Annotated in this window: 13 protein-coding genes; 10 read left to right on the forward strand and 3 right to left on the reverse strand. The window is 32.5% G+C overall.

The window, feature by feature from the left end:
• The first annotated feature begins 5 nt into the window (after positions 1 to 5).
• The 4 genes from ER639_RS12335 (at position 6) to ER639_RS10890 (ending at position 5,392) form a co-directional block, all read left to right on the forward strand.
• On the forward strand, positions 6 to 158 hold the full coding sequence (locus ER639_RS12335; RefSeq protein WP_164993431.1) for an SAS053 family DNA gyrase inhibitor: 153 nt from the start codon (positions 6 to 8) through the stop codon (positions 156 to 158).
• A gap of 99 nt (positions 159 to 257) precedes the next feature.
• Positions 258 to 1,643: a class II fumarate hydratase gene (fumC, locus tag ER639_RS10880; RefSeq protein ID WP_129065788.1), complete on the forward strand. Its 1,386-nt coding sequence runs from the start codon at positions 258 to 260 to the stop codon at positions 1,641 to 1,643.
• Positions 1,644 to 1,655: 12 nt separating this feature from the next.
• Entirely contained in the window at positions 1,656 to 3,188 is a 1,533-nt protein-coding gene (gene ppx / locus ER639_RS10885; protein WP_129065789.1) for an exopolyphosphatase, read from the forward strand.
• Positions 3,189 to 3,235: 47 nt separating this feature from the next.
• The gene (locus tag ER639_RS10890; protein ID WP_305036097.1) at positions 3,236 to 5,392 is read left to right on the forward strand and encodes an RNA degradosome polyphosphate kinase; all 2,157 of its coding nucleotides are present in this window, start codon (positions 3,236 to 3,238) and stop codon (positions 5,390 to 5,392) included.
• Between the two features lie 82 nt (positions 5,393 to 5,474).
• Here the strand turns inward: ER639_RS10890 and ER639_RS10895 are convergent, their stop codons facing one another.
• Complete coding sequence (locus ER639_RS10895; protein WP_129065791.1) at positions 5,475 to 6,083, reverse strand: nitroreductase family protein; 609 nt, start codon at positions 6,081 to 6,083, stop codon at positions 5,475 to 5,477.
• Positions 6,084 to 6,149: 66 nt separating this feature from the next.
• Positions 6,150 to 6,971 carry an RluA family pseudouridine synthase gene (locus ER639_RS10900; RefSeq protein WP_129065792.1) on the reverse strand — a complete coding sequence of 274 codons (822 nt, stop codon included), beginning with the start codon at positions 6,969 to 6,971 and terminating at the stop codon, positions 6,150 to 6,152.
• 110 nt (positions 6,972 to 7,081) lie between these two features.
• Between ER639_RS10900 and ER639_RS10905 the strand changes: the two genes are divergently transcribed.
• The 3 genes from ER639_RS10905 to ER639_RS10915 are packed head-to-tail and all read left to right on the forward strand — an operon-like array spanning position 7,082 to position 10,369.
• Complete coding sequence (locus ER639_RS10905) at positions 7,082 to 8,620, forward strand: bifunctional GNAT family N-acetyltransferase/carbon-nitrogen hydrolase family protein (RefSeq protein ID WP_129065793.1); 1,539 nt, start codon at positions 7,082 to 7,084, stop codon at positions 8,618 to 8,620.
• A gap of 11 nt (positions 8,621 to 8,631) precedes the next feature.
• Positions 8,632 to 9,744, forward strand: coding sequence for a GAF domain-containing sensor histidine kinase (locus ER639_RS10910; RefSeq protein WP_129065794.1), 1,113 nt, complete (start codon positions 8,632 to 8,634; stop codon positions 9,742 to 9,744).
• A 1-nt stretch (position 9,745) separates the two neighbouring features.
• On the forward strand, positions 9,746 to 10,369 hold the full coding sequence (locus ER639_RS10915; RefSeq protein WP_129065795.1) for a response regulator transcription factor: 624 nt from the start codon (positions 9,746 to 9,748) through the stop codon (positions 10,367 to 10,369).
• 25 nt (positions 10,370 to 10,394) lie between these two features.
• On the opposite strand, the gene ER639_RS10920 is transcribed toward ER639_RS10915, so the two are convergent.
• A complete protein-coding gene (locus tag ER639_RS10920) occupies positions 10,395 to 11,285 on the reverse strand; it encodes a cation diffusion facilitator family transporter (RefSeq protein ID WP_129065796.1) in 891 nt (296 codons plus the stop codon).
• A 341-nt stretch (positions 11,286 to 11,626) separates the two neighbouring features.
• On the opposite strand from ER639_RS10920, the gene xdrA reads away from it, so the two are divergent.
• From xdrA to ER639_RS10935, 3 genes are all read left to right on the forward strand, one after another.
• Positions 11,627 to 12,091: an XRE family transcriptional regulator XdrA gene (gene xdrA / locus ER639_RS10925; RefSeq protein ID WP_129065797.1), complete on the forward strand. Its 465-nt coding sequence runs from the start codon at positions 11,627 to 11,629 to the stop codon at positions 12,089 to 12,091.
• 221 nt (positions 12,092 to 12,312) lie between these two features.
• Entirely contained in the window at positions 12,313 to 13,443 is a 1,131-nt protein-coding gene (locus ER639_RS10930; protein ID WP_129065798.1) for a DUF445 family protein, read from the forward strand.
• 56 nt (positions 13,444 to 13,499) lie between these two features.
• A complete protein-coding gene (locus ER639_RS10935; RefSeq protein WP_129065799.1) occupies positions 13,500 to 13,862 on the forward strand; it encodes a YlbF/YmcA family competence regulator in 363 nt (120 codons plus the stop codon).
• Positions 13,863 to 13,922: the final 60 nt, after the last annotated feature.

The following is a 13,922-nucleotide window of genomic DNA, read 5'->3' on the forward strand; positions in this document are numbered from 1 at the left end:
TGATCATGACAAATGAGCATGTTACTGAAAACGAAATGGTACAAAACTTCGATGATGTTGTTGAGTTAGGTAAAGAAATGGAACAAATCTCTAAACAAAATAGTGAAATGTATGAAGAAAAACAATTAGAAGAACAAGACAATATTGATGAAAAATAACACGAACTTTTCGTGTTATTTTTTTTGTATTTTTTGTGAATGTAAGCGTTATTTAATGGTAAAATAATAGTGAATAAACATATAAGGGGAGAATTATAAATGACATTCAGAATTGAACATGATACTTTTGGAGAAATTAAAGTACCAGCAGATAAGTTTTGGGGAGCTCAAACGCAACGTAGTAAGCAAAACTTTCCAGTTGGTAAAGAACAAATGCCTATTGAAGTGGTCTATGGTTTTGCACATTTAAAGAAAGCAGCAGCAATTGTCAATTTAGGTTTAGGTAAATTATCAGAAGCGAAATCAAATGCAATTGTAAAAGCATGTGATGACGTTTTATCTGGTAAATTAGATGACCATTTCCCATTAGTTGTTTGGCAAACAGGAAGTGGTACGCAAAGTAATATGAACGTTAACGAAGTAGTTGCACACGTTGCAAATGATTATTTAAAAGCAGAAGGTTCGGATGAAACAGTACATCCTAACGATGATGTGAATAAATCACAAAGTTCAAACGACACTTATCCAACTGCTATGCATGTTGCACTTTATCATGAAATTGTTTCTAATTTACAACCTGCATTAACAAAGTTACGTACAACTTTAAAAGAAAAAGAAGATAGATTTGAGAATATTATTAAAATTGGTCGTACACATTTACAAGATGCAACCCCATTAACATTAGGACAAGAGATTTCAGGATGGCGTTATATGCTTGATAAATCTGAAGAAATTATTAAAGAATCAAGCAAACAATTATTGAACTTAGCAATTGGTGGTACAGCAGTAGGTACTGGTATTAATGCACACCCTGAGTTTGGTGATCGTGTCGCAAAACAAATTGGTATTCAAACGGGTTATGACTTCGTATCATCACCAAATAAATTCCATGCATTAACAGCACATGATGAAGTGACTTATGTACATGGTGCGCTTAAAGCGTTAGCTGCTGACTTAATGAAAATTGCAAACGATGTGCGTTGGTTATCATCAGGACCTCGTGCTGGTTTAGGTGAATTATCAATTCCTGAAAATGAACCAGGTTCATCAATCATGCCAGGTAAAGTGAATCCAACACAATCAGAAATGTTAACAATGGTTGCTGTTCAAGTGATGGGTAATGATGCAGTTGTTGGTATTGCAGCAAGCCAAGGTAACTTTGAATTAAACGTATTTAAACCTGTCATCATGTACAATACATTACAATCTATTTATTTATTAGCAGATGGTATGCGTTCATTTAATGACAATTGTGCAGTAGGTATTGAACCGATTGAAGAGAACATTACAGAGTACTTAAATCAATCTTTAATGTTAGTTACAGCATTAAATCCTCATATCGGATATGAAAAAGCAGCATATATTGCAAAAACAGCACATAAAGAAGGTTTAACTTTAAAAGAATCAGCACTTAAGAGTGGTTATTTAACAGAAGAAGAATTCAATGCGTGGATTAAACCTGAGGAAATGATTCACCCAAAATAAATTGGAGGCACTATGGATAGAATAGGATTAGTCGATATCGGCTCAAATACCATACGTTTGGTGATTTTTGAATATTCGAAAGCGTCAGGATTACAAGAATTACAAAACATTAAAACACCAGCAAGACTTTATCAATATTTAGATGATGAGAAAGTCATGTCAAAAGAAGGGGTACAAGTACTTTGTGATACTTTAAAAAGTTTCCAAAAAGTTGCTGAGAAATTTAATGTACGTTCTTTATATCCGGTTGCAACGGCCGCTGTAAGACAATCTTCTAACATAGATGAGATTATAACAACGGTTCGTGAAGAAACAGATATTGAAATGCGTATTATCTCAGAAAAAGAAGAAGCATTTTATGGCTTTTATGCAGTGATTCATACGTTACACTATGAAGATGGTGTAACGGTGGACATTGGTGGCGGTAGTACTGAAGTCACTTATTTTGAAGATAAAGAATTAAAACATTCGCATAGTTTCCCGTTTGGTGTTGTAACGTTACAAAAGTTATTCTTTAAAGATAAAGCACATAATGATAAAGAAGCCATTGAAAAATGTAAAGCATTTATTAAAGAACAACTTTCAACACTAAGATGGTTAGAAAAGCGTAAAGTACCAATCATAGCAATTGGGGGATCTGCGCGTAATATTGCTCGAATTCATCAATCACTTACGGAATATCCAATTGCAGGTGTCCACGGTTATCGCATGAAATCATCTGATTTAGAACAAGTATTTGAAGAACTCGTGAAGTCAGATGGAGATGATTTAGAAGATTTAGATGGATTAAGTCGTGACCGTCAAGACATCATCGTACCATCTTGTTTATTATTTAATACGTTATTTGATTATGTGGATGCTAAAGGATTTATTTTCTCTCGTAAAGGCTTACGTGAAGGTGTAATCATGCAGACACTTGAAGAGACTCATGATCATCCTTTTGATAAAGATAATGTCTTCAAGAATAGTCTAAAAAACTTGGCGAGTGATTATAATATTAATAAAGAAGAAGCACATCAACGTCAAATGATTGCAGAAGCATTGTATTATGAACTTGAAAAAAATGAATTGATTAAAGGTAATAAACAAGATAAAGCACTTTTAAGAAATGCAGCTTACTTATATTACTTAGGAAGTTATATTGATTCGGACGCTTCAAGTCAACATACATATTATATTATCTCGAATTCAAGTTTAAATGGTATTGAACATAAACAACGTGTGAAACTTGCCTTACTTTCAAGTTATAAAAATAAATCATTATTAAAGTTTTATGAAGATGAAACGAAATGGTTTTCAGGGGATGAAAAAGACAGTATTCAAATGTTAGGCAGCATTTTAAAGTTTAGTTATGCGTTAAATGTGAGTAATACGAATATTGTTCAATCATTGTATTTAGAAAAAAATAAAGAAAATTATGATTTGGTAATTATGTATGAAGGGGATCCAATTGCCGAAGAATACCAAGCTGAAAGACAGAAAAAGCACATCGAAAAAATTATCAAATCAAAACTTAACATCATATTTACAAAGAATTTACATTAATTCGGTATAAATAAGTGATAACATAAAACAAAATGGATGTGACAGGCATGGTAAATAGTTTAGATTTAAATAACACAGCATATTACAATAACCGAGAAGTGAGTTGGTTAGGCTTTAATTATCGCGTTATTCAAGAAGCTTTTGATAAGCGAAACCCTTTGTTAGAACGACTTAGATTTTTAGCAATTGCAAGCTCTAACTTAGATGAGTTCTTTATGGTCCGTGTTGCCGGATTAAAAGACCAAGTTAAAATGAACTTTAATGAACCAGAAAATAAAACAGGCATGACGCCTACAGAACAATTGATTGAAATTGACAAAGGGAATAGAGATAACGTATTGAAACAATATGATCAATATCATCAACTCTTACGTGAACTAGAAGGTCATCAATTTTACTTTAAAAGTATGGATGAATTGTCACCAGAGAACTACATGAATATTGAGAAAAAATTCAACTATGAAATTTTACCGACATTAACACCACTAGGTATCGATGCGTATCGTCCATTTCCGAAACTATCTAACAAATCTTTAAATATTTTTGTTGATGTTGTGACACCTTTAGGAGAGCAAAAGTCTGCAATTGTTCAAATTCCAGCATTATTGAATCGTATCATAACGTTACAAAACGAAAATAAAACAATTTTTGTTTTATTAGAAGATGTTATCACACATTTCATTAATAGATTATTTGTAGGTTATGAAATTAAGCGCACTTTTACATTTAGAATTACTAGAAATGCCGACTTAACGATTCATGAAGATGGCGCTGAAGATTTACTTATTGAGATTGAGAAGTTTTTAAAGAAACGTAAAAGTGGTGCAGCAGTGCGTCTTGAAATTGATACACGTTTTGATGAGACAATCAATGGATCATTTTTACAGCAAGAACTTGAACTTGAAGAACGTGACGTTTACAAAATCAATGGACCGCTAGATTTAACAATGCTATTCCAATTAACAGGCATTGTACAAAATAAATTACCACAGCTTGCCTTTAAACCATTTGAGCCATGTACACCTAAGTCTTTAGGTAAATCAAATATTTATGAAGCGGCATTGAAAAAGGATTTATTCTTCCATCATCCATATGAATCATTTACACCAATTGTGGACTTTATTAAAGAAGCATCAATGGATCCAAATACGTTAGCGATTAAACAGACGCTTTATCGTGTATCGAGTGATTCACCTATTATTGAAGCATTGAAAAATGCAGCTGAAGCAGGTAAACAAGTTACTGTACTCGTTGAATTAAAAGCGCGTTTTGATGAAGAAAACAATGTTCATTGGGCAAAAATGTTAGAAGAAGCTGGATGTCATGTGATTTATGGTATGACACACTTAAAAACACACTCTAAAATTACATTAGTAGTGAAAAAAATCGGTGAAGAAATTGTACCTTATGTTCATTTAGGAACAGGAAATTACAATGATAAAACCGCTAAAATCTATACAGATATGGGTATCATCACAACAAATAGAGAAATCGGCCATGATGCAATGAATTTCTTTAACTATTTAAGTGGTTATTCTGAAAAACCTACTTACAATAAATTGCATGTAGCACCATTTGAAATTCGTGATGAATTTATTGAACATATTGACCAAGAAATTGAATGTCATAAACAAAACGGTAACGGTTTAATCATTGCAAAAATGAACTCATTGACTGATAAGACCGTAATTAAAAAGTTATTTGAAGCATCTCAAGCAGGGGTGAAAGTAAATTTAATCATTCGTGGAATTTGCTGTTTAAAACCGGGCATTCCTGGCGTATCTGAAAATATTCGTGTAATCAGTATCGTTGGTAGATTTTTAGAGCATTCACGCATTTACTATTTCTATCACAATGGTGAGGAAAAAATGTACTTATCATCAGCGGATATGATGACGCGTAATATGATTAAACGTGTTGAGATATTATTCCCAATTTTAGATGAAAGTATTGTTCAAGAATTAAAAGATTTCTTACAATTACAATTATCAGACAATCAAAAAGCACGTGAACAAGACCAATATGGTGTGTATCATTATGTACGAAATGATGCTGAGCCAGTTAACTCACAAGAAGAGCTGGTTAGACGTGCAAATGCAGTTGAAAGAAGTTATACAAAACCTGTAGAAGTAAAACATGTACCACAAATGAGCAAACGCTCAAGATTATTAGGATTTGTGAAAGATAAGTTGATTAAAAAGTAGAGACTGAAACAAAAGTGTTCAGCAACAAGCTATAAATAAAAAACATCAACCTCTCCTAAAGTGGAGAGGTTGATGTTTTTTATTAATGATAAGTGACAACTTCACTTAATGGTCTTCTTGTTGAAGTTCTAGGGTCTTTTAACGTTTTACCGATAGTAATTAACATTAAAGGTACAAAACGCTCATCGATTTGAAATGCTTCTTCAAGTTGTGTTCTATTAAAGCCTCCAATAGCACATGTGCCAAGACCTTTAATAGTAGCAGCATTCATTATTTGCATTGCAGGAAATGTTGCATTCATAACAGCTGCTTCATATGCATAGTTTTGATTTTGATAGACTGCTTCAACTTGTTTTTGAACCATATTTTTAATATCTTCTGTAATTTCTCCGTTTTCAACTGCTGACCCATAAATCGTTTCGACATTCAAGTTAGCTTGTTTATCTCCAAGAACTACAATTGTAACGCTAGATTCTGTAATTTGTTTTTGATTATATGCAATTGGCAAAAGCTTTTCTTTAGCTTCATCTGATGTGATTGCTAAGAAATGCCAATGTTGCAAGTTCCATGCTGATGGTGCACGATTAGCGAAAGTTAAAATTTCTTCTAATTCACTTTTTTCAATTTTATATGTAGAATCGTATACTTTAACAGCGCTACGATTCAGTAAAGCTTGTAATTCAGTTTCCATGATAATCCTCCAAATTATTCTTATATACAAATCATATCGTAATGAAAAATGTGAAGCATTTCAAAATTATTGCTCAAGTGATGCTTCAATTAATTCATTTGTAAATGGATGAACGAATGATAATTTATAACTTTGTAGTTGTAATTGACGTAATTTAGAATCACTGTATAAAGGATCTCCTAAAACCGGGTAACCGATATGAGCTAAGTGCACACGAATTTGGTGTGTACGTCCTGTTTCTAAAGTAAGTTCAACTTCAGCAGTTCCATCACCTAATGCTTTCGATGAAATGATGTTCGTTACCGCACGTTGACCAGTAGGTGAAACACGACGTTTATTTGATTGTAACTTATCTTTACCGATTGGTGCGTCAATGACTTGCGGTTTTAATGGTAAATGACTTTTTACGACAGCTTTATAAGTACGAGTAATTTTTCGCTCTTCTAACATACGGTCTAATATTTTTTTGATTAATGGATTTTTAGCAACAAGTAATAAACCAACAGTTTCTTGGTCGAGTCGATGTACAGGTTCAACGTAATCCGTATCTAAAGTATAAATGGCATGATTTAATAATGTATTTGTTTCAGATAATTCGTTTGGATGTGTTTTAACACCTTTAGTTTTCACTAAGATGGCAACAAATTCATCCTCATATTTCACATCACATAAGCGATATGATGATTTGTAGTTGCTCACTTCTTCTTGCATCGGGATAGTTAAGATATCCCCCTCATTTAATAAACTTCTAAAATTTGCAGGTTGATCATTGATCATAAAATCTTTAGACATTCTAAATTCATGCATGACTTTCTTAGGTAATTGAAATGATTGAAATAAAGATTCAATTGATTGTCCAGCGAATTCAGGTATAATTGTAAGTTTCATTTTGCACTCCTTGTTAATTTATGAATAAATACGGGTATTGTTATGTATTCGTCAAAATTTAGTATAATAAGATTAACTATCATATTATAACGCACTTTAAGGAGAATAACATGACAGAAGAAATTAACTTAGAGAAATTAAATAAATCAATTGAAGCAAGACAAATGGAATTAAGGGATATACCTGAAATTATAGAATTACAAAAAATATGTTTTCCAGGGATGGAAACTTGGAAACCTGAGCATTTAGAGTCACATATTAAATTGTTCCCACGAGGACAAATGGTAATCGAATATGAAGGTACAATTATTGGCTCATGTTCAAGTTTAATTATTAACTTTGATGAGTATGATGACCGTCATACGTGGGATGGCATTACTGAGAATGGTTATATTACAAACCATAATGACAATGGCCATAACTTATATGGTATTGAAGTGATGGTACATCCAGATTTCCGTGGTATGAAAGTTGGACAACGTTTATATGAAGCACGTCGTGAGATTGCTTATGAATTGAATTTAAAATCAATCATCATTGGTGGGCGTATCCCGAACTATCATAAATATCAAGATGAATTAACGCCACGTGAATATGTAAATGATGTTATTAAACATAAAATTAAAGACCCAGTATTAACATTCCAATATATGAATGGCTTTACGTTAATGCGTATTAATCCAAATTATTTAAAGGATGATTTAAAGTCTAGTAAATATGCAACGTTAATGGAATGGAACAATCCGGACTATGTACCAAAATCAAATATTCACTTTAAAACGAGTGATCCCGTTCGTATTTGTACTGTAAACTATATGATGCGTAAAATTGACTCATTTGAAGAGTTTGCAAACCAAATTGAATATTTCGTAGATGTTGCTTATGATGCAGAAAGTGACTTTGTCGTGTTCCCTGAATTATTAACAACGCAATTAATGAGTTTTGATGAAAAGCGTAATCCAGCGGAATCGATTCGTCAATTAACGAAATATACGGATCAATACATTGAAATGTTTAATCAATTTGCAATGCGCTACAACATTAACATTATTGGTGGAAGTCACTTCGTTGAAGAAGATGATGAAATTTATAATATCTCATTCTTATTTAGACGTGATGGTTCAATCGAGAAACAATACAAAATTCATGTCACACCAAACGAACGCCGTTGGTGGGGGATTTCTCCAGGCCATAAAATTGAAGTATTTGACACAGATTGTGGTAAAATTGCGATTCAAATTTGCTATGATTCAGAATTCCCTGAAATGGCCCGTATTGCAACTGAGAAAGGTGCTAAAATCATTTTCACACCATTCTCTACTGAGGATAGACAAAGTTATTTACGTGTAAAATATTGTTCAATGGCACGTGCAATTGAAAACCAAATTTACACTGTAACAAGTGGTACGTGTGGTAACTTACCACAAACTGAAAATATGGATATTCAATATTCAGGTTCAGGCATTTATTCACCAAGTGATTTTGGATTTGCACGTGATGGTATCGTTGGTGAAACAGGTGAAAACGTTGAGATGGTTGTAATTGGAGACGTGGATTTAGAAGTATTACGTCGTGGTAGAGAAAATGGTACAGTAAGACAATTACGCGATCGAAGACATGATTTATATCAAGTAAATTACAAACGATAAGAGATGATGACATGCATAAACAAAATTCAACAAAGCTCTTAAAGGAAATTGCTGAATATTTGAATGAGGAAACAGAACTTTATTCGATGATGGACGGAGCACTAAAGAAACTCGTTGAAGGAACTAGTTTTTCAACCGGTTGGATCTTTTTTATCGATGATAGCGGTAAACACACGCTTGTCAGTGATTATAAATTACCAAGTGCTCTTACTAAGAGAGACTGCCACTATATGACACATGGCCCATGTTGGTGTGTTTCAAGATACAGTCAAAAGAAATTAACGAAAGCATCTAATATTATTACTTGCTCAAGAATAGTAAATGCGAGTAAACAATATGAAGATGAAACGGATAATATCACACACCATGCAACCGTTCCATTAGTTTCAGGAGATGAACGATTTGGGTTATTAAACGTTGCTACGCCAAATACAAAAGTATACTCTGAAGAAGATTTGGCACTTTTAGAATCGATTGCCTTTCAAATTGGAAGTGCAATTAAACGTATCTATTTAACGGATAAAGAGAAAGAAACACTCTTACAAGAAGAACGTAATCGATTAGCACGAGATTTACATGATTCTGTAAATCAGATGTTGTTTTCACTTAAATTAACCGCACATGCAGCAAAGCAAATGACGCATGAAGACAATGCTAAAGCGGCCTTTGATTTGATTGAAACAACATCTCAAAATGCTGTTAACGAGATGCGATCTTTAATATGGCAACTTAAGCCGATGGGACTAGAGCAAGGATTTGTTGAAGCCATTAAGCAATATGCGAGTACCATTCATTTAATACCTGAAATTGAAGTTCAAGGTTTTATTCAATTGACCAATGAACAAGAAACCACCTTATTTCGCATGATGCAAGAGTTACTTAATAACGTACATAAACATACGGATCAAAAAGATGTAAAAATAATATTGAGTGATGACGAAAATAAATTTAAAATGGTCGTCATTGATTATGGTCAAGGCTTTCATGTACAAAGTGCAAAGCGATTACCAACACATGGTCTCATGAATTTGATTTCCCGTGCGAAAAGTATTCATGCACATATCGATTTTGATAGCCAAATTGGTATTGGTACAACAGTGACCGTTGAAATGGAGAAACATTAATATGAAATTGATATTAGTAGATGATCATCATATCGTTCGCCAAGGGATGAAATTTTTATTATCAACACAACCACAATATGAAGTCGTTGAGGATTTTAGTAATGGACAACAACTGATTGATTACTTAAAAACTACTCAAGATTATCCGGAAGTCATCGTGATGGATTTGGTCATGCCTGAAATGAATGGCATTGAAACAACAGCTTATATAAAAACGCATTATCCTGACATTAAAGTGTTAATCTTATCCAGTTTTGTTGATGAAGTGCATGTGCTTGGAGTATTGCATGCAGGTGCAGATGGCTTTGAAATAAAGGACAGTGAACCTGATGTATTAATTGAGACCATTAACCGTGTCTATAACGGAGAGAAAGTATTTCATCCACATGTAATGAAAGTAAAAAATCAAGCAGGCACATTGCCACACTTAGAAAATCCATTGTCAAAACGTGAAATAGAAGTGTTAAGAGAAATGAGTAATGGTTATACAAATAAAGAAATCGCTGAAGTATTGTTTGTATCTGAAAAAACGATTAAAACACATGTCAGTCATATCTTTACGAAACTACAAGTAACAGACCGAACACAAGCATCGTTGTATGCGGTTAAATATCAACTTATATAAAAAGAGATGCCTCAGCATCTCTTTTTTAATGTTCTATTTTATTGTCATACATATCATCTGGCTCTAGGTGAACAATGGCTTCTACAGCACCAAAACAATGTTTAATTTCAAATTCAATATGCTCTGTAATGGCGTGGCTTTCTTTAACGTTTAATAATGGATTTACAGTCACAGTAACATCTAGAAATGTCATCATGCCATGATTACGACCTTTAATATCAACAACACGTATAACTCCAGGGACACCTGCAATGATTTGTTCCATATCTGCTAAAGTTTCTCCATCAAAGCCATCAGTTAATGCAATGGCAGTTTCTGCAAAGATTTCGATGGCAGTTTTCATAATGATTAAACCAACAACAATCGCAGCAATCGTATCTAAGAAATTCAATCCAATGAATACACCTAAAATACCAATAAATGTTCCAAAACTCACTAACGCATCTGATAAATTGTCTTGTGCAGCAGCTTTTAAAGCACTTGATCCCACTTTTTTAGATAATCTTTTATTGTATGCATAAACAACGAGCATAAATAACGTTGAAACAAGAGCGACACCCATTGCTTCATAAGTAGGTGTTTTAAAGTTTTGGTTAATAAAGTTCGTGATACCTTGAAGGATAACTTGAACACTTACGGCAAACATAATAAACGATGCTGTCAGTGAAGCGATAAACTCAGAACGATAGTGACCATAGTTATGATTATGATCTGCTGGTTTCATGGACATGGATAAGCCAATCAATAGTGCAATCGAACTGATTACATCTGTCGCATTGTTTAATCCATCAGCAACAAGTGCTTCTGAGTGATTTAAATAGCCAAATAATAATTTAAATGTAGTTAAAATAACATATGAAAAAATACTCACCCAAGCTCCTTGTTTGGCTTGTTGCAATCTTTCTTTTGCTTGCATGGAGACACTTCCTATCATTGAACTGTATATCATTATATTTATCATATCAAAACATTGATATTTTTTAAGCAATACGTCTTATAATACACAAAAAGTAATGGTTCTTAAAGCGGATTTTATACAAAATGTTAAACAACATAATACGCATAATATTCAAAATATATTTAAAAATATAGAAAAGCGTAAAATGAAAAAAAAGTTTCTTTTTTACGCTTTTTTTACTTTTAATTTTTTGTGAATTATATTAAGATGGTAAATGTGTCTTTAATAAATGTGTATTTTTTCAATGTATAAATTACATTATTGATGATAAATAATAGTGCTTAGAAAGGTAGATCGAAATGGACAGACAAAAATTTACAGACTTATTACAAACGAAATTCAAAATGGTGCGTATTGAAGCGGGTTACACGCAAGATACAATGGCACAAACAATCGGTTTATCTAAAAAAACTTTAGTTCAAATCGAAAAAGAACGCGTTTTACCAAACTGGACAACATGTATTTCATTATGTGCATTGTTCCGTGATTCAGAAATTTTACAAACAACTTTAGGTGGCGACCCATTAGAAGTGATTCAAGTGATTTCACGTGGTGAATGTGCATACCCAACTAAAGACAACAACAATGAATTAATGTGGACAACAATCGATACAAACAATGAATTTACATTACAACAAAACAAAATTTCTAATTTATACCGTGTATTAGATGAATCACACCAACCATTATTTGGTTCATACAAAGCACGTGAAGCTGAAATCTTTTATCATAAAAAGAAAAGCGAATTATTAATGACAATGTAATATAAAAGGCTAAACAAAAGTGTTTAGCAACAAGTAAAAACCGGACAACTCCAAAATCGCTTATTGATTTTAAGGAGTGTCCGGTTCTTTTTTATGTTTTTATGATTATTTTTATATTCATTTTTGTACTCATATTTATTAATTTCATGCGATTCATATTTCTTGTAAACAATGGGTATAGTCTATAATATGAATATCAATACGAAAGAAAAGGTGAAAAAATGCATACATTAGGAATTATTATATTCATGGGTGTTATTGGTGCTTTAATCGGTGGTTTTACGAATTTCATCGCGATTAAAATGCTCTTTAGACCCTTTAATCCCATTTATTTATTTGGACATCAATTACCGTTTACGCCAGGTTTGATTCCAAAAAGGCGTCAAGAGTTATCCATTAAGATTGGTGAAATGGTAACGAGTCATTTACTGACACCTGAAGTGTTTAAAGAGAAAATATTAACAAAGCAAACTGAAGTTTTTGTGAAGTCATTTTTAAATAAACAGTTACAACATATTCATAAAAATCGCTATGATATCCAACATTTTGCGAGTAAAATGAATATTGACTTGTCTCATCAAATTGAATCAACTTTAAAATTGAAGATGAACGCATTTGCTGATCATGAAATTGAAAGATTAAAACATCAGCCAATTCATACAATTATGCCGCAGTCAGTATATGACAAATGTCTTCAAAAGAAAGACAGTCTAGCACCATTAGCTTTAGAGAAGTTAAGAACGTATGTTAATTCTGAAAAAGGGTATCAAGATATTATGGATATGACAGAGCGCTTCTTTAATGAAAAGGGCAGAATAGTCAGTATGATTCAAATGTTTATGACTAAAGAAATGATTGCCGAGCGTATCGTTCATGAATTCACAAAGCTTTCTTATGAACCTAAAATTGAAAACATCATTCAAACGCAAATTGATCAAGAATTTGAAGCAATCATTCAAAAGACACCAATGGATTTCATTTCTGAAACGCAATTGCATGAATATCAAGACACGATGATTGATAAGATCATCAAAAAATTAAATATTTCACATTATACAACAACACCTATTTATGAACTTTTCCCTAAACAAATGGCGCAATTAGAAGGCCCAGTGGGGGATCAATTGATTCATTATGTATTAAATAGATCTGCAGAAAATATTGGTATCATTTTAGAAAAAATAAAAATTGCAGAAATTATTAAAGAGCAAATTGATCAGTTTGAATTATCATTTTTAGAGCAATTGGTGATTGAAATTTCTAATAAGGAATTAAAACTCATCACATTACTTGGTTTCCTATTAGGTGGTATTATTGGAATATTCCAAGGTATTATCGCCATTTTTGTATAAATGCGCTGAATATGTTACATTATTATTAACAACTATTGAAAATGAAGGAGAATATTATGTCAGTCAATATTTATGATGTAGCCAATCAATTAGAAAGTGCTGTTCGCAATAGCGATGAATACGCACAAATTAAAGCTTTACATGATGCAGTAAACACAAATCCTGAATCAAAAAAAATCTTTGAAGATTTTAGACAAATTCAATTATCATTACAAGAAAAACAATTAAGTGGTCAAGAAATCACTGAAGAAGATATCAATAAAGCTCAAAGTACTGCTGAATTAATTGAAAAAGATGAAAACATTTCTAAATTAATGCAAGCTGAGCAACGTATGAGTGTGATTATTCAAGACATTAACCGCATCGTTATGAAGCCGTTAGAAGAATTATACGGTATGAACGAAGCACAAGGTGAATAATTAATTATAAATTGATTGCTTTATCCGACACATCTAAATGGCTGTCCATTTAGATGTGTT

Origin of the sequence: Macrococcus sp. DPC7161 (genome assembly GCF_004117835.1) — a bacterium.
GTDB lineage: Bacteria > Bacillota > Bacilli > Staphylococcales > Staphylococcaceae > SDSC01.